Below are 15,436 nucleotides of genomic sequence, written 5' to 3'. Positions count from 1 at the left end.
CATGCGTACCCTCATGCCACGCGATTTGCAGCTTCGGCCCATTGCGGCTGCCGATAACCCGCTGATTGCCAAGGTCATTCGCGATGTGTCCGCCGAATTTGGCCTGACGGCCGATAAAGGCTATACCGTCTCCGATCCCCAGCTCGATCAGCTGTTTGCCCTTTATAGCCAGCCGAACAGCGCTTACTGGATTGTGGAACACGGCGGTGAGGTGGTCGGCGGCGGCGGGATCGCGCCCCTTGCCTGCGGCGCGCCGGACGTATGTGAACTGCAAAAAATGTATTTTCTGCCGCAGGTGCGCGGAATGGGGCTGGCGCGCGAGTTAGCCCTGCGCGCGCTGGACTTCGCGCGTCAGCAGGGGTTTGCGCGCTGCTATCTGGAAACCACCGGCAGCCTGAGCCGCGCCATTACGCTCTATGAATCGCTGGGGTTCACGCGCATTGACCATGCGATGGGCTGCACCGGCCACGGCGATTGTGAAGTGCGTATGCTAAAAGCGCTGTAAGCACCGGTTTAGGCCGCCGGGACGCCGCTGTGAAAACGCAGCGACGTGTCCGGCTCGCTGATTAACCGCGCTTCAGCCGCCCCGATCGCCTGCACGCGTGGCGTAATGTCTTTGGCGGAAATCTGCTGCGCCAGCGTCAGGTAATCCTGATAGTGGCGCGCTTCGGAACGCAACAGCGAGAGATAAAACTTCTGCAGCGGTTCGTCGAGAAACGGTGCCAAGCTGGCAAAGCGTTCGCACGAGCGCGCTTCGATGTAAGCGCCGCAAATCAGCTTATCCACCAGCGCATCCGGCTCAAAGGTGCTGATCTCACGAATCAGCCCTTTGGCGTAGCGGCTGGCGGTGATCTTACGGTACGGCAAACCGCGCGCCTGCATGATTTCCCACACCTGATAAAAATGGTGCAGCTCCTCTTTGATCAGCAGCACCATCATCTCCACCAGATCGTCAGCCCACGGCAGCGCGTTGCGCACGACAATGCTTTTGCTGAGGTGCTTATGGGCACGGATAAAATCGCTGTCCGGCTGCTCGCGGTAGATAAAATCTTCGTAGGGCTTCAACCAGGTTAAGATTGCCTGGCCGCTGGGTTTGTCCGCCACGTATTTACGAATGATCAACACGGCCGTTTGCGCCGCTTTCAGTTCGCACACCAGGTGGTCGGTCAGCAGCAGCGTGAGGTTTTCCGGCTTGCGCGCCTCCTCAATCCACGCCTGGGGCGTGCGGCAGTGCAAAAAATGGTGGATGGGTTCTAACAATGCAGCGTAATTCATGGATGTTCTTGCTTGCGGAGAAAGGGAATGCAGGACGGCGAGCGCCGTCCCTCAGAACTCAGTGACGGACGCCCGTGTCGTCTTCGTCGTCGATGATATCGCCGTCGTCGTCTTCATCGTCATCTTGCGCGTCCGGATCTTCAAAGTAGGTGCCCCAGCCATCGTAATCCACATTGAATTTACCGGCCAGATTCACCAGCTGCTCAACCTGCGCATCAATCAGCTCGGCCTTGAGTGCGCCTTCGCTCAGGATATCGACGCACATCACGGTGCCGCCCTCTTCCAGCTCCAGCTCTTCCGGCTCACTGACTTCATAACCCAGCTTGAATGCCTCAACCGCCACCTTTTCCAGCGAGTCAAAGTTGTTGCAGGAAAGGTGGTGTTCGATGGTGTAAAGCGCGTCCGGATCGCTGCCGTCTTCCAGCAGTTCTTCGATGATCAGGCGTGTTTCTTCGCGCTGCTCTTCCAGCAATGCTTCGTATGCCATGGTCGGGTCCTCAAATAATGGGCTGTCAATGCCAGTATTTTCCCATACTGCCCCGCGCGCCACTACACAAAACACAAAGTTTATTCTCGTCAGGGTTGAAAATGAATATTCATACCGTTAAATTGAATTTTAATTCAATTAACACCTTATCTGGAGCGCGCCATGCGTCAGCTTAATTCGAGACATTTCCTGAGATTGCTGGATTTCACGCCAGCCGAGATCGCCCATTTATTGCATTTGGCCGGTGAATTAAAACTCGCCAGGAAAAACGGCACTGAAACCCAACACCTGAAAGGCAAAAACATCGCGCTCATCTTCGAAAAAGACTCGACTCGCACCCGATGCTCTTTCGAAGTTGCCGCTTACGATCAGGGTGCCAACGTCACCTACCTTGGCCCGAGTGGCAGCCAGATTGGCCATAAAGAGTCAATCAAAGACACCGCGCGCGTACTGGGCCGTCTGTATGACGGCATTCAGTACCGCGGCTACGGCCAGGCGCTGGTGGAGACGCTGGCAGAGCATGCCGGCGTGCCGGTGTGGAACGGCTTAACCACCGAGTTCCATCCCACCCAGCTGCTGGCTGACCTGCTCACCATGCAGGAGCATTTACCGGGCAAATCCCTGCATGAGATGACGCTGGTGTACGTCGGCGACGCGCGCAACAACATGGGTAATACCATGCTGGAAGCTGCCGCGCAGGTCGGACTGGATTTGCGCCTTGTGGCGCCGAAAAGCTGCTGGCCTGAGGCCCAGCTGGTCGAAACCTGCCGCGCCGCCGCGCAGCAAACCGGCGGCAAAATCACCCTGACCGAAGAGATTGCGGAGGGCGTGCAGGGTGCCGATTTCATCTACACCGATGTCTGGGTCTCCATGGGGGAAGACAAAGCGGTGTGGGAAGAGCGCATTGCCCTGCTGCGGCCGTATCAAGTTAACCACGCCATGCTGGCGCTGACCGGCAATCCGCAGGTGAAGTTTCTGCACTGCCTGCCGGCCTTCCATGACGATGAAACGGTGTTAGGCCGTCAGATGGCGGAGCAGTATGGCCTGCACGACGGCATGGAAGTGAGCGACGCGGTGTTCGAATCGGCGCACAGCATCGTTTTCGATCAGGCGGAAAACCGCATGCATACCATCAAAGCGGTGATGGTCGCCACGCTGGGCACGCCGTAATACGCAGCGCAAACGATTACGCAGCGCGCGATTTCTCCTTGCCCGAATGCGCTGAGTGCGTATAATGCGCCACAATTTGCCGGAGGAAACATGCTACAGCGCAGCGCACAATTTGCCGCTCTCCCTCGCCTGAACGCAGGCGACGCGCCCGTTTCTTTCCGTCATCCCCGATCGCAAAACAAGCCCCTTAAGCAGGGGCTTTTTTTTGTCCGCTAGCCGGCAGCGCCCAGGAGAGAACTATGGCTAATCCGCTTTATCATCGACATATTATTTCCATCAACGATCTCAACCGCGATGAGCTGGAGCGGGTGCTGCACACCGCAGCCCAGTTAAAAGCCCAGCCGCAGCCCGAGCTGTTGAAGCACAAAGTGATTGCCAGCTGCTTCTTCGAAGCCTCCACCCGCACGCGCCTGTCGTTTGAGACGGCGATGCACCGCCTGGGCGCATCCGTGGTGGGATTTGCCGACGGCGGCAATACGTCGCTGGGCAAAAAAGGCGAGACGCTGGCGGATACCGTTTCGGTGATTGGCACCTATGTCGATGCCATCGTGATGCGCCATCCGCAGGAAGGCGCCGCGCGCCTCGCCACCGAATTTTCCGGCGGCGTACCGATCCTCAACGCGGGCGACGGCGCTAACCAGCATCCTACGCAGACGCTGCTGGATCTCTTCACATTGCATGAAACGCAGGGGCGCCTCGACAACCTCAACGTCGCGATGGTGGGCGATTTGAAATATGGCCGCACCGTGCACTCACTGACGCAGGCGCTGGCGAAATTCAGCGGCAACCGCTTTTACTTTATCGCTCCGGACGCGCTGGCCATGCCGAGCTACATCACGGACATGCTCGACGAGCGCCAGTTGGCCTGGTCGCGGCATAGCAGCATTGAAGAGGTGATGCCGGAGTTGGATATCCTGTACATGACGCGCGTGCAGAAAGAGCGCCTCGATCCTTCAGAGTATGCCAACGTTAAAGCGCAGTTTATTCTACGTGCCGCCGATCTGATCGGGGCGCGTGCGAACATGAAGGTGCTGCATCCGCTGCCGCGCGTGGACGAGATCGCTACCGATGTCGACAGCACGCCACACGCCTGGTACTTCCAGCAGGCGGGCAACGGTATTTATGCGCGCCAGGCGCTGCTGGCGCTGGTCCTGAATCGCGAACTGGTACTGTAAGGAGCCCCCCTCATGACGCATGACAATAAACTGCAGGTTGAAGCCATTAAGCGCGGCACCGTGATTGACCATATCCCGGCGCAGGTCGGCTTTAAACTGTTGTCCCTGTTCCGCCTGACCGAAACGGACCAGCGCATCACGATTGGGCTGAACCTGCCTTCCGGCGAGATGGGCCGCAAGGATCTGATCAAGATTGAAAATACCTTTCTCACCGACGATCAAATCAATCAGCTGGCCGTTTACGCCCCGCTGGCAACGGTGAACCGCATTGATAATTATGACGTGGTCGCCAAGATCGCCCCCGCGCTGCCCGAACGTATCGAGCGCGTTCTGACCTGCCCTAACAGCAACTGCATCAGCCGCAGCGAGCCGGTGTTTTCCAGCTTTGCCGTCCGCCAGCGGGCGGACGACGTGCAGCTCACCTGCAAATATTGTGAGAAGACGTTTGCGCGCCACGTGGTGCTGGGTCACTGGTAATACACGCCCTCACCCCTATAATGTGGCGACCATTTTGCGGTAAACCGCCGTTTGCCGCGCATTTTTAAGGAGAAAGCATGTCTCGCGAAATCAGTACCACAAACGCACCTGCCGCGATTGGCCCTTACGTTCAGGGCGTGGATCTGGGCAGCATGATCATTACCTCCGGCCAGATCCCCGTCGATCCAGCAACGGGCGCCGTGGCGGACGATGTGGCCGCGCAGGCGCGCCAGTCGCTGGAAAACGTCAAGGCCATCGTCGAAGCGGCGGGCTTGAAAGTGGGCGACATCGTTAAAACCACCGTGTTCGTTAAAGATCTCAACGATTTCGCCACCGTAAACGCCACTTACGAAGCGTTTTTCACCGAGCATCAGGCCAGCTTCCCCGCACGCTCCTGCGTGGAAGTGGCGCGACTGCCTAAAGACGTGAAAATTGAAATCGAGGCGATTGCCGTTCGTCGTTAACCCCATGACGAGGGCGGCGCGGCTAACGTTCCAGTGCGCGCCGCCGTTGATTCCCCCTCTCCCTCTCTATCTCGTCACTTCACCTGCCGATGCCTTCCTTGCGGCATATCAACATACCCGCGATTAATCCTCAGCAAAACGCAATATATAGCGCTTACAATTCACTCAACACCTATATGTAGATAATGAGGATGATATGGCACCGGTAGTAACGAAGCGCGATGGCAGCCGCGTCGCGTTTGATGCGCAGCGCATTAAAGCGGCGGTGGCGGCAGCGGCCAGGGCGGCGAAGGTAGAGGATGCCCCCTGGTGTGACGAGGTGGCGGCGCGGGTCAGTGCGCGGTTTGCAGCACAGGCAAGCGTAGATATTCACGAGATTCAGTGCGCGGTAGAAGAGGTGCTGATGCGAGGCCGTTGGCCCCAGCTGGCGCGCCGCTATATTGAATACCGCCATGACCGCGATCGCGCCCGCGAAGCGCGGAGCGCACTGCACCAGGCCATTCGCGGACTGGTTGAGCAAACCGACATGGCGTTGATGCACGAGAACGCCAACAAAGACGGTAAAGTGATCCCCACCCAGCGCGACCTGCTGGCGGGCATTGTCGCCAAACACTATGCACAGCAGATGCTGCCGCCCGACATCATGCAGGCCCACCAGCGCGGTGAGATCCATTATCACGATCTCGACTACGCCCCGTTTTTCCCCATGTTTAACTGCATGCTGATCGATCTGCGCGGCATGCTGAGCAAAGGGTTCAGGATGGGCAATGCCGAGATTGAACCCCCGAAATCCATTGCGACGGCAACTGCCGTCACGGCGCAAATCATCGCGCAGGTTGCCAGCCATATTTACGGCGGCACCACGCTGGATCGCCTTGATGAAGTGCTGGCCCCTTACGTGATGGCAAGCTACGAGAAAGCGCGCGCCGACGCGCAGCGCTGGCAGATCCCGGCGGCGGACGCATGGGCGCGGGCCCACACCGAAAAAGCCTGCTACGACGCTTTTCAGTCGCTGGAGTACGAGGTCAATACGCTGCACACTGCCAACGGACAGACGCCGTTTGTGACCTTTGGGTTTGGCTTGGGCACCAGTTGGGCGGCGCGACTTATCCAGCAGTCTATCCTGCGTAACCGCCTGGCGGGCTTGGGAAAAAACCACAGAACCGCCGTGTTTCCTAAATTGGTGTTTGCCATTCGCGAGGGCATTAACCGGCGTCCGGGCGACGTGAATTATGACATTAAACAACTGGCCCTGCGCTGCGCCAGTCAGCGCATGTATCCCGATATTCTCAACTATGACCAGGTGGTGGCTGTCACTGGCTCGTTTAAAACGCCGATGGGCTGCCGCAGTTTTCTCGACCTTTTCGAGGAGAATGGCGAGCCGGTGCACGACGGGCGCTGCAATCTGGGCGTCGTCAGCCTCAACTTGCCGCGTATTGCGCTGGAGGCGCGGGGCGATGAGGCGCGCTTCTGGTCCCTGCTGGATGCGCGGCTGGTGGTGGCGAAGCAGGCGCTGATGACGCGCATTGCGCGGCTGGAAAAGACGCCCGCCCGCGTCGCGCCGATTCTCTACATAGCGGGTGCCTGCGGCGTGCGGCTCAATGCGGACGAGGAAATAGGCAGGATTTTCCGCCTGGGCCGCGCCTCGATTTCGCTCGGTTTTATTGGGCTGCATGAAACGTTAATGGCGCTCAGCCCCCAGCAGGTTCACCCGTTTGATTCGCCAAGGTTACAGGCGAAAGGCGTGGCGATCGTGCAACATCTGCGCCGCGCCGTAGACGCGTGGAAAGCGGAAACCGGCTATGGATTTAGCCTTTACAGCACCCCCAGCGAAAACCTGTGCGATCGGTTTTGTCGCCTTGATGCGGCGGCGTTTGGGGTAGTGCCAGGCGTGACCGACAAAGGTTATTACACCAACAGCTTCCATCTGGACGTGGCGAAAAAAGCCAATCCCTACGAGAAAATTGATTTCGAAGCGCCCTATCCGCCCCTCACCCGCGGCGGTTTCATCTGCTACGGTGAATACCCCAACATGCAGCACAACCTGCGGGCACTGGAAGACGTGTGGGATTACAGCTATGACCGCGTGCCCTATTACGGCACCAATACGCCCATTGATGAGTGCTACGCCTGCGGCTACACCGGCGAGTTCAGCTGCACCAGCAAAGGCTTTACCTGCCCGCACTGTGGCAACCACGATCCGGCGCGCGTCTCGGTGACGCGCCGCGTGTGCGGCTATCTTGGCAGTCCGGATGCGCGTCCCTTCAACGCCGGAAAGCAAGCAGAAGTGCAGCGGCGCGTGAAGCATTTGCCCGGCGGACCGCTGGCATGATGCGCATTCACGCTTATTATCCCGTGGATGTGGTCAACGGGCCGGGTACGCGCTGCACGCTGTTTGTGGCGGGCTGCGAGCACCAGTGCTGCGGCTGCTATAACCAGCGCACCTGGCGGCTGGATTCCGGCGTGCCTTTCACACTGGCGATGGAGGAGCAGCTGCTGGCCGATCTTAACGACACGCGTGTTCCGCGTCAGGGATTGTCGCTGAGCGGCGGCGATCCGCTGCATCCACACAACGTGCCGCATATCCGTCGGCTGGTGAAGCGCGTACGCCAAGCGTGCCCGGATAAAGACATCTGGCTGTGGACCGGCTATGAGATGGCTACGCTGACTTCCGCCCAGCGCGCCGTGGTGGCGGAACTGGATGTGTTAATCGACGGGCGTTTTATTGAGGCGGAAAAAACCTCGACGCTGCCGTGGCGCGGCAGCCGCAATCAAACCCTGTGGTGGATACGGCCACCCCGGCCAGCGCCGCGGTAAAAATTCCGAGAGTCGTCGCGCTTGCGCCGACTGGCTTGCTTTCTCCGTGACGTCGACCAGGCTTGAAAGGGTAAAGATGTGACACCCCAAGCAAGGAGGAACCCCATGAGCAAGAAGATAGCGGTACTGATTACCGATGATTTTGAGGACTCAGAGTTTACCTCGCCCGCCGAGGCCTACGCCAAAGCTGGCCACGACGTGGTCACCATTGAGATGCAAGCGGGCAAAACGGTCAAGGGGAAACAGGGCAAGGCGGAAGTGAAGATCGACAAAGATATCGATCACGTCAGCGCAGCAGAATTTGATGCCCTGCTGCTGCCCGGCGGCCATTCACCTGATGCCCTGCGCGGTGACGATCGCTTTGTGAATTTCACTAAAGAGTTCGTGGCCAGCGGCAAGCCTATCTTCGCCATCTGTCACGGTCCGCAACTGCTGATCAGCGCCAACGGCGTGCGCGGTCGCAAGATGACCTGCGTGAAAGCCATTGCGATCGATCTGCGCAACGCCGGTGCGGATTTCTACGATAAAGAAGTGGTGGTTGACGACGATAAGTTGGTCACCAGCCGTACGCCAGAGGATCTGCCCGCGTTCAATCGGGAATCGCTGCGCATTCTCAGCGCCGCCTGAGTGCGGTGCTGCTGCGGACGCCTTTAGGGGCGTCCCAGCTCTTCCTGCTCTTCACGCCGCCACACAATCTTGTGGCCGAAACCCAGCGCGTTATCCGTCATTTTTAGCTCATCTAACGCGATTTCCCACAGCGGTGCGCTCACTTTTTTTGCCACCGGAAAACGTTTTTGATAGGCCTGTAGCGCTTCCGCCGCGCGCGCCTCGCTAAGACGGTGAATGCGGCCACGGTATTGCACGCCCTTGATCAACAGTATGCTTTTCGGCTGACCACTGATGGTGCCCGCGACGTGCGTTTGCATGAGCATCAACGTGCCGTGGCGCGTGTCGGTCTCGGTCATCAGCCAAAAAGCCATACGCGCCTCGTTGAACACGTAATAGCAGTTGGCGCACCAGAGATCCTCGCCCGAGCCGGTACACACCGACAGCACATGTTGCTTTTTGAGGTAGCGAATCAAATGGTCACGATCGGACACCGGTAAAACTCCCTGAGAGTATTCGCGGCAGCGCATCAAGCGCGTTACACTGCCTGCCTTGACGATGGGGGAAGCTGTATGGAACAGCGCTGGCAACTGTATATGCTGCAAACCGCGGCTGGCATGCTTTATACCGGTATTACTACCGACGTTCAACGGCGGCTGCACCAGCATGCGTCTGGACGTGGCGCGCGCGCGCTGCGCGGCAAAGGGCCGCTGACGCTGGTGTATCACTGTGAAGCAGGCGATCGCGCCGACGCCTCACGCCTTGAGTATCAGGTCAAGCAGCTGAGCCGCCCGCAGAAGCTGCTGCTGGTGGCCCAGCAGCCGCCTTGCCTGCGCGGGTGGTTTAGTCAAAGCGCGTAAACGGCGGGGCGAAATCAATCAGGCCCTCGGCACCGACAAAAGCATCGTCTGCCAGCTTATAGACCTGAAACGTCGCTTCGCTGCCGGTCCAGCGACAGTGCAATCCGTGTCCTGCCGCCGGTACGAAGCCCAGTGGTGTGAAAAAGGTCGGCTCGCCCAGCACCACGACCGCGCTGTAGCCGAACTCATTCAGCGCGTCGAGCCCTTCATAGACCAGCTGTTTGGCAATCCCCTGCTTACGCACCGATGCATCCACCGCCAGCGGTGCCAGCGCGACCCAGTTGCGGTCCTCTCCTTGCAGCGTCACCGGGCTGAAGGCGGCATAGCCGAGCACCTGCCCCTCCTCATCCGTTGCGACGACACCCAGCGTAAGCAGACCATCTTCGCGCAGCTGTTGCACCAGCTCCGCTTCCGCTGCAGTCGCGAAACTGCGCTTTAACAAACTGTCGATGCCCGCCGCATCCACACCAATTTCAGTACGAATCAACATGAGTTCTCCGCGCGCGCCATACCGGCCTTCGCGTTCTGGGTCATTCCAGCCTTCATGCAGGCAGCAAGCCGCTGCACTCCCCTGCGAAAGGTTCCAGGCATGGCGTCAAGTTCAATGGCATCCATCACGTGCTTCACTTCTCGGCTTCGCGCCGCGGGCCGTCAATCATTGGCTGGCGCTGAAAACCGCTATCAGGTCCGACGTGGAGGCGTGCCATCGGCAATCATTCATTCGCTTCGCCGCGCAACATAACATCCGCTGTCGCGTGAGGCGAAATGCTCAGGCGCGCCTGCTCCAACGTGGTTGCCCTGCGAAGATTGATGTCGAGAACGTCAATCTCAGGGCGCGCCCTTGCAGAAAGTCTAACTCACCTTGCACCAAAGTATGACGAAATTGCCAGTTTAGGCGTTATTGCAGCCTGGATTTCACCCTTACCCACGGCGATAAGATAAGGGATAATGAAATGATTAATGGTGCTTTTTCACCGATAAAGCGGCATATCCGCGTAAATATCGCGCATTTTTCCTTGAGAAAATTTTATCTATCTTGCTGGCCGACGTCTGGCCGCTGGTCAAGGTTTGTGAACAGGTGCGGCCGTTGGGACTGGTTACGAGCACCGACTCCCCCGGTGAGCATGACTCGCCGCCCGCAGTAGATAGCGGATGCGTGAGACGCGGCGATGAGGCGATACGCCAGCGCAATGAACAAAGGCACATTCCGGCTATATTCCTGCCCTTATTAGCAGTTTTAATATGGGCAGTGATAGGTAATACTGGTCTGCGCAGATGCCGTCCCTCTGCGCCGTTCACCTCTGGAGTACCTCATGTCTGAGAAAAAAACTGTTCGCCTGTCCGTGCTGGATCTGGCACCTGTCCCGCAGGGATCAACGCCGCGCGATGCGTTCCACAATTCGCTGGCGCTGGCACGTCAGGCGGAAGCGCTGGGTTTTCATCGCTATTGGCTGGCCGAGCACCATAACATGACCGGCATTGCCAGTGCGGCAACCGCGGTGCTGATTGGCTATTTGGCCGCCAATACCCAAACGCTGCGCCTGGGCTCTGGCGGCATCATGCTGCCTAACCATGCTCCGCTGGTGATCGCCGAACAGTTTGGCACGCTGGATGCCCTTTATCCTGGCCGCATTGACTTGGGATTGGGCCGCGCGCCGGGCTCCGATCAGCGCACCATGATGGCGCTGCGCCGCAACCTCTCGGGCATTCAGGCGGACACGTTCCCCGACGATGTCGCCGAGCTTATCCGCTGGTTCGACGCGCAAGAAGACGACTGCCCACCGGTGCAGCCGGTGCCCGGTTTAGGATCGAATATTCCCGTGTGGCTGCTGGGTTCCAGCCTCTATAGCGCCCAGCTGGCGGCACAGATGGGTCTGCCGTTTGCCTTTGCCTCGCATTTTGCACCCGATCTGCTGTTCCAGGCGCTGCAGGTGTACCGTGAGAAATTCAAACCGTCAGCGCGTCTCGATAAACCTTATGCCATGGTTTGCGTCAACGTGGTGGCGGCAGACACGGAGCGTGACGCACGTTTCCTGTTTACTTCCATGCAGCAGCAGTTTATTAATCTGCGCCGCGGTAAACCCGGCCCGCTGCCTGCACCCGTGGAGAATATGGATGCGCTGTGGTCGCCTTCCGAGCAGTACGGCGTGCAGCAGGCGTTGAGCATGTCGGTGGTGGGTGACAGCGAAAAAGTGCGTCAGGGGCTGGCCGCGTTGCAGCGTGAGACGCAGGCGGATGAGATCATGGTTAACGGCCAAATCTTCGATCCCCAGGCGCGCCTGCGTTCGTTTGCCCTGGCCATGGAGGCTGCGCGTTCACTGTAAATCATGCTGCGGTGGCGGGAGCCGCTCTTGCCCCGCTGCCATACGCCTGACGTCCCGCGCCGGTGAGCGTCCCCAAAAACGGCTGTATTCGCGGCTGAACTGCGAGGCGCTCTGATAACCTACCCGATATCCCGCCGTTCCGGCATCCAACTGCTCCATCACCATTAGCCGCCGTGCTTCATTTAGCCGCAGCTGTTTTTGATACTGCATCGGCGTCATGGCGGTGACCGCTTTGAAGTGATGGTGGAGCGACGAGATGCTCATGCCGACCGTGCTAGCCAACTGATCCATTTTTAGCGGCTGCTGGAAATTCTCCCGCAGCCAGCGTGCCGCGCGGGCCACTTTGTTGCCGGGCCGCTCACTCAGCGCCATGTTAAGAATACGCGGCCCTTCTGGCCCGGTGAGCAGCCGGTAGAAAATCTCTTGTTCAATCAGCGGCGCAATGGCGGGGATATCCTGCGGCTGATCCAGCAAGTGCACCAGCCTGATGACGGCATCCACCAGCGTCGGCGCCACGCTGTGTACCGTGATGCCACGCTGGCTGGTGCCGGTGGCACCCAGCAGCGCTTGGGGAAAATGCTCCAGATAGCGCATCAGACGGACTTCATCAATGGTGATCCCCACGCCCAGATTGGGTTTCTCTGGTGTGGCTTCGACCACGCAGGATTGCACCGCCATATCCAGCGTCACTAACAGCAAATCTCCGGGTCCGTAATGCAGGACGTCATCGCCCATGCGCAGCGATTTTTTCCCCTGCGCCACCAGCGCAAAGCTCGCCCAGGTGGTGACGTGCGTCAGCGAGGTGGGCGTTGCGCTGCGGCCAAACGAGAGAAAATCAATCGCACTGCGGTGGCGTCCATCGGTCGCCGCGTGGCGATCGATCATGGCCACTAGCTGCTGCCACTGTGCTTGATGAATCATGTGTGACGGCACTCCAGAATGATAAAACAACGGTGACGCTATTCTCACCTACCGCACGTTTTCCGCACAGAGGGGCAGCGCGACATTTGCAGGATTGTGCAAAAAGCTTGCAGGATTGCGCTACCGCCTGCCAGCTGGCACGGCGCATGCTTTATGCTCCCAACAGCTCAGGTGGAGAGACGTGATGAAAGCACTTGAAGGTAAGATTGCGTTGGTGACGGGCGCTTCGAAAGGCATTGGTGCCGCTATTGCCATGACTTTCGCGGCGGCCGGTGCCCGCGTGATAGTGAATTATTGTCAGGACGAAGCGGGCGCCGCAGATGTGGTGACCGATATTTGCGCATTGGGCAGCGATGCGATTGCCGTACAGGCTGATATCGCGCGCGCAGGTGACGTAGAGCGCCTGTTCGCGCGCAGCATTGAGCAGTTTGGCCGACCCGATATCGTGGTTAACAATGCAGGGCGTTTTCATCATGGTGCCTTTGAGGCACTCAGCCTGCCCGAGATGCAGCAGCAGCTCAATGTTAATGTGCTGGGCACGCTGCTGATCTGCCAGCAGGCGGTGAAGCACTTTCCCCAGCAGGGCGGCGTCATCATCAACCTGAGCGCGCTCGATAGTCAGCAGAGTACTCCCGGCTCCGTGCTATGGGCGGCGACCAAAGGCGCTATTGATACCCTGACTCAGGGCCTGGCGCGTGAACTGGGGCCGCGCAACATTCGCGTCAACGCGCTGGCGCCCGGCATCATTTTGACGGAAGGGTTGCTGGCAGCGAAAAAAATGAGTCCGGACGTCAAAGCTAGCCTGATTGCCGCGACGCCGCTGGGGCGCTTTGGTTTACCGGAAGATGTCGCGCAGGTAGCGCTGTTTCTGGCCTCCGACGAGGCGGCCTACGTGAGCGGTGAACGCGTGTTGATCGCCGGTGGCGCCTGATTTTACCGGGCGACAGGCAAAAAAAAGGGACGCTTGCGCGTCCCTGTTTTAGTTTACTGATGCTCTCGCTTACGCGTCACGACGACGGGGTGCTGAAGCACCGTCTTCACGACGAGGGCCGCGACCGCCTTCACGGCTAAAGCGCCCAGCGCCGCCTTCACGACGCTCAGAGAAGCGACGACCGCCTTCAGCACCGCGTGGTGCACCGGTACCGCGACCGCCAGGGCGACGCTCACCGCGCTCGCTTGGCTGTGCATCACCCAACAGCTGCATGTTCATCGGCTTGTTCAGGATGCGCGTGCGCGTGAAGTGCTGCAGCACTTCACCCGGCATGCCTTTTGGCAGCTCAATGGTGGAGTGCGTACCGAACAGCTTGATGTTACCAATGTAGCGGCTGCTGATATCGCCTTCGTTGGCAATGGCGCCCACGATGTGACGCACTTCAACACCGTCATCACGGCCTACTTCAATGCGGTACAGCTGCATTTCACCGACGTCACGACGCTCACGGCGTGGACGATCGCCATCACGGCTGTCACGCGGCGCACGGCTGTCACGACGGTCATCACGCTCGCGGAACTCACGACGCGGTGGACGCGGTGCTTCCGGTGGCAGAATCAGCGGACGTTCGCCCTGCGCCATTTTCAGCAGTGCAGCGGCCAGCGTTTCGAGATCCAGATCTTCACCCGGCTGCAGTTTGCTCAGCAGCGCGCGATACATATCCAGATCGCTGCTTTCCAGCTGCTGCTGTACTTTCGCGGCGAACTTAGCCAGACGACGCTCGCTCAGCAGTTCAGCATTCGGCAGCTCAACTTCTGGGATGGTCAGCTTCATGGTGCGCTCGATGTTACGCAGCAGGCGACGCTCACGGTTCTCAACGAACAGCAGCGCACGACCAGCACGACCCGCACGACCGGTACGGCCAATGCGGTGCACGTAAGATTCAGCATCCATAGGGATGTCGTAGTTGACGACCAGGCTGATACGCTCAACGTCAAGGCCGCGGGCCGCAACGTCAGTGGCAATCAGGATATCCAGACGGCCATCTTTTAAACGCTCCAGCGTCTGCTCACGCAGCGCCTGGTTCATGTCACCGTTCAGTGCTGCGCTGTTGTAACCGCTACGCTCCAGCGCTTCGGCCACTTCCAGCGTGGCATTTTTGGTGCGCACGAAGATAATAGCGGCATCAAAATCTTCCGCTTCCAGGAAGCGCACCAGCGCGTCTGTTTTACGGCCGTAAGCGGTCCAGTAAGACTGTGAAATATCCGGACGCGTAGTCAGGCTAGACTGGATGCGCACTTCCTGCGGATCTTTCATGAAACGCTTCGTGATGCGACGGATGGCTTCAGGCATGGTCGCAGAGAACAGCGCTGTCTGATGACCTTCCGGGATCTGCGCCATAATGGTTTCAACGTCTTCGATGAAGCCCATACGCAGCATTTCATCCGCTTCGTCCAGCACCAGGCCGCGCAGATTAGAGAGATCCAGCGTGCCGCGCTTCAGGTGGTCCAGCAGACGACCTGGCGTACCGACAACAACCTGAGGTCCCTGACGCAGTGCACGCAGCTGCACGTCGTAACGCTGGCCGCCGTACAGGGCCACCACGTTCACGCCGCGCATATGTTTGGAGAATTCCGTCATGGCTTCAGCAACCTGAACAGCGAGTTCGCGGGTTGGCGCCAGCACCAGGATTTGCGGTGCGCGGACAGTTGTATCAATGTTGTGTAACAGGGGCAGCGAGAATGCCGCCGTTTTACCACTCCCGGTCTGTGCCATACCCAGCACGTCACGGCCCGCCAGCAGGTGAGGAATACACTCAGCCTGGATTGGGGATGGCTTAACATAGCCCATGCCGTTCAGTGATTCGAGGATGTCAGCGTTCAGGCCAAGGTCAGAAAAAGTGGTTTGAATATCAGTCATGTAGTACAC

At 58.9% G+C, this 15,436-nt stretch carries 17 protein-coding genes; 11 read left to right on the top strand and 6 right to left on the bottom strand.

From position 1 onward, the window contains the following. Position 1: 1 nt before the first annotated feature. Entirely contained in the window at positions 2–505 is a 504-nt protein-coding gene (locus tag LU196_RS10230; protein WP_232759187.1) for a GNAT family N-acetyltransferase, read from the top strand. Between the two features lie 8 nt (positions 506–513). Here LU196_RS10230 and miaE read toward each other — a convergent pair whose 3' ends face one another. Both miaE and rraB read right to left on the bottom strand, forming a co-directional pair. Further along, positions 514–1,275 carry a tRNA isopentenyl-2-thiomethyl-A-37 hydroxylase MiaE gene (gene miaE / locus LU196_RS10225; protein ID WP_232759186.1) on the bottom strand — a complete coding sequence of 254 codons (762 nt, stop codon included), beginning with the start codon at positions 1,273–1,275 and terminating at the stop codon, positions 514–516. A gap of 58 nt (positions 1,276–1,333) precedes the next feature. Further along, the gene (rraB, locus tag LU196_RS10220; protein WP_232759185.1) at positions 1,334–1,762 is read right to left on the bottom strand and encodes a ribonuclease E inhibitor RraB; all 429 of its coding nucleotides are present in this window, start codon (positions 1,760–1,762) and stop codon (positions 1,334–1,336) included. Positions 1,763–1,924: 162 nt separating this feature from the next. Here rraB and argF point away from each other — a divergent pair, with 162 nt between their 5' ends. The 7 genes from argF to LU196_RS10185 all read left to right on the top strand — a co-directional run bounded on the left by argF (position 1,925) and on the right by LU196_RS10185 (position 8,492). Beyond that, positions 1,925–2,932: an ornithine carbamoyltransferase gene (gene argF / locus LU196_RS10215; RefSeq protein ID WP_232759184.1), complete on the top strand. Its 1,008-nt coding sequence runs from the start codon at positions 1,925–1,927 to the stop codon at positions 2,930–2,932. A 239-nt stretch (positions 2,933–3,171) separates the two neighbouring features. Next, positions 3,172–4,107: an aspartate carbamoyltransferase gene (pyrB, locus tag LU196_RS10210; RefSeq protein ID WP_232759183.1), complete on the top strand. Its 936-nt coding sequence runs from the start codon at positions 3,172–3,174 to the stop codon at positions 4,105–4,107. A 12-nt stretch (positions 4,108–4,119) separates the two neighbouring features. After that, entirely contained in the window at positions 4,120–4,584 is a 465-nt protein-coding gene (gene pyrI, locus LU196_RS10205; protein WP_232759182.1) for an aspartate carbamoyltransferase regulatory subunit, read from the top strand. A gap of 77 nt (positions 4,585–4,661) precedes the next feature. Then, on the top strand, positions 4,662–5,048 hold the full coding sequence (ridA, locus tag LU196_RS10200) for a 2-iminobutanoate/2-iminopropanoate deaminase (protein ID WP_232759181.1): 387 nt from the start codon (positions 4,662–4,664) through the stop codon (positions 5,046–5,048). A 196-nt stretch (positions 5,049–5,244) separates the two neighbouring features. Further along, entirely contained in the window at positions 5,245–7,380 is a 2,136-nt protein-coding gene (gene nrdD / locus LU196_RS10195) for an anaerobic ribonucleoside-triphosphate reductase (protein ID WP_232759180.1), read from the top strand. Beyond that, positions 7,377–7,865, top strand: a complete 489-nt coding sequence (gene nrdG, locus LU196_RS10190) for an anaerobic ribonucleoside-triphosphate reductase-activating protein (RefSeq protein ID WP_232759179.1) — start codon at positions 7,377–7,379, stop codon at positions 7,863–7,865. Before nrdD ends, nrdG begins: the two co-directional genes overlap by 4 nt. 105 nt (positions 7,866–7,970) lie before the next feature. Further along, positions 7,971–8,492, top strand: a complete 522-nt coding sequence (locus tag LU196_RS10185) for a type 1 glutamine amidotransferase domain-containing protein (RefSeq protein ID WP_232759178.1) — start codon at positions 7,971–7,973, stop codon at positions 8,490–8,492. A 23-nt stretch (positions 8,493–8,515) separates the two neighbouring features. On the opposite strand, the gene LU196_RS10180 is transcribed toward LU196_RS10185, so the two are convergent. Beyond that, entirely contained in the window at positions 8,516–8,965 is a 450-nt protein-coding gene (locus LU196_RS10180; RefSeq protein WP_232759177.1) for a YhbP family protein, read from the bottom strand. Positions 8,966–9,043: 78 nt separating this feature from the next. On the opposite strand from LU196_RS10180, the gene LU196_RS10175 reads away from it, so the two are divergent. Continuing rightward, the gene (locus LU196_RS10175) at positions 9,044–9,331 is read left to right on the top strand and encodes a GIY-YIG nuclease family protein (RefSeq protein WP_232759176.1); all 288 of its coding nucleotides are present in this window, start codon (positions 9,044–9,046) and stop codon (positions 9,329–9,331) included. On the opposite strand, the gene LU196_RS10170 is transcribed toward LU196_RS10175, so the two are convergent. Then, positions 9,315–9,821 carry a GNAT family N-acetyltransferase gene (locus LU196_RS10170; protein WP_232759175.1) on the bottom strand — a complete coding sequence of 169 codons (507 nt, stop codon included), beginning with the start codon at positions 9,819–9,821 and terminating at the stop codon, positions 9,315–9,317. The genes LU196_RS10175 and LU196_RS10170 overlap by 17 nt on opposite strands. 823 nt (positions 9,822–10,644) lie before the next feature. On the opposite strand from LU196_RS10170, the gene LU196_RS10165 reads away from it, so the two are divergent. Further along, positions 10,645–11,655: a luciferase-like monooxygenase gene (locus LU196_RS10165; protein ID WP_232759174.1), complete on the top strand. Its 1,011-nt coding sequence runs from the start codon at positions 10,645–10,647 to the stop codon at positions 11,653–11,655. On the opposite strand, the gene LU196_RS10160 is transcribed toward LU196_RS10165, so the two are convergent. Continuing rightward, on the bottom strand, positions 11,647–12,576 hold the full coding sequence (locus tag LU196_RS10160; protein WP_232759173.1) for an AraC family transcriptional regulator: 930 nt from the start codon (positions 12,574–12,576) through the stop codon (positions 11,647–11,649). The genes LU196_RS10165 and LU196_RS10160 overlap by 9 nt on opposite strands. A gap of 184 nt (positions 12,577–12,760) precedes the next feature. Here LU196_RS10160 and LU196_RS10155 point away from each other — a divergent pair, with 184 nt between their 5' ends. Beyond that, on the top strand, positions 12,761–13,507 hold the full coding sequence (locus tag LU196_RS10155; protein ID WP_232759172.1) for an SDR family NAD(P)-dependent oxidoreductase: 747 nt from the start codon (positions 12,761–12,763) through the stop codon (positions 13,505–13,507). Between the two features lie 69 nt (positions 13,508–13,576). Here LU196_RS10155 and LU196_RS10150 read toward each other — a convergent pair whose 3' ends face one another. Then, a complete protein-coding gene (locus tag LU196_RS10150; protein WP_232759171.1) occupies positions 13,577–15,427 on the bottom strand; it encodes a DEAD/DEAH family ATP-dependent RNA helicase in 1,851 nt (616 codons plus the stop codon). Positions 15,428–15,436 lie beyond the last annotated feature (9 nt).

The sequence above is a fragment of the Pantoea sp. Mb-10 genome, assembly GCF_021272205.1.
Classification (GTDB): Bacteria; Pseudomonadota; Gammaproteobacteria; order Enterobacterales; family Enterobacteriaceae; genus Pantoea.
Note: the sequence above shows the minus strand (reverse complement) of the source record. Positions and strands in the feature narration are given on the sequence as shown.

What these genes read in the sequence shown, in the direction of transcription:
- LU196_RS10230 (WP_232759187.1), top strand. Translation starts at nt 2, where the DNA reads ATGCGTACCCTCATGCCACGCGATTTGCAGCTTCGGCCCATTGCGGCT.
- miaE (WP_232759186.1), bottom strand. Translation starts at nt 1,275, where the DNA reads ATGAATTACGCTGCATTGTTAGAACCCATCCACCATTTTTTGCACTGC.
- rraB (WP_232759185.1), bottom strand. Translation starts at nt 1,762, where the DNA reads ATGGCATACGAAGCATTGCTGGAAGAGCAGCGCGAAGAAACACGCCTG.
- argF (WP_232759184.1), top strand. Translation starts at nt 1,925, where the DNA reads ATGCGTCAGCTTAATTCGAGACATTTCCTGAGATTGCTGGATTTCACG.
- pyrB (WP_232759183.1), top strand. Translation starts at nt 3,172, where the DNA reads ATGGCTAATCCGCTTTATCATCGACATATTATTTCCATCAACGATCTC.
- pyrI (WP_232759182.1), top strand. Translation starts at nt 4,120, where the DNA reads ATGACGCATGACAATAAACTGCAGGTTGAAGCCATTAAGCGCGGCACC.
- ridA (WP_232759181.1), top strand. Translation starts at nt 4,662, where the DNA reads ATGTCTCGCGAAATCAGTACCACAAACGCACCTGCCGCGATTGGCCCT.
- nrdD (WP_232759180.1), top strand. Translation starts at nt 5,245, where the DNA reads ATGGCACCGGTAGTAACGAAGCGCGATGGCAGCCGCGTCGCGTTTGAT.
- nrdG (WP_232759179.1), top strand. Translation starts at nt 7,377, where the DNA reads ATGATGCGCATTCACGCTTATTATCCCGTGGATGTGGTCAACGGGCCG.
- LU196_RS10185 (WP_232759178.1), top strand. Translation starts at nt 7,971, where the DNA reads ATGAGCAAGAAGATAGCGGTACTGATTACCGATGATTTTGAGGACTCA.
- LU196_RS10175 (WP_232759176.1), top strand. Translation starts at nt 9,044, where the DNA reads ATGGAACAGCGCTGGCAACTGTATATGCTGCAAACCGCGGCTGGCATG.
- LU196_RS10170 (WP_232759175.1), bottom strand. Translation starts at nt 9,821, where the DNA reads ATGTTGATTCGTACTGAAATTGGTGTGGATGCGGCGGGCATCGACAGT.
- LU196_RS10165 (WP_232759174.1), top strand. Translation starts at nt 10,645, where the DNA reads ATGTCTGAGAAAAAAACTGTTCGCCTGTCCGTGCTGGATCTGGCACCT.
- LU196_RS10160 (WP_232759173.1), bottom strand. Translation starts at nt 12,576, where the DNA reads ATGATTCATCAAGCACAGTGGCAGCAGCTAGTGGCCATGATCGATCGC.
- LU196_RS10155 (WP_232759172.1), top strand. Translation starts at nt 12,761, where the DNA reads ATGAAAGCACTTGAAGGTAAGATTGCGTTGGTGACGGGCGCTTCGAAA.
- LU196_RS10150 (WP_232759171.1), bottom strand. Translation starts at nt 15,427, where the DNA reads ATGACTGATATTCAAACCACTTTTTCTGACCTTGGCCTGAACGCTGAC.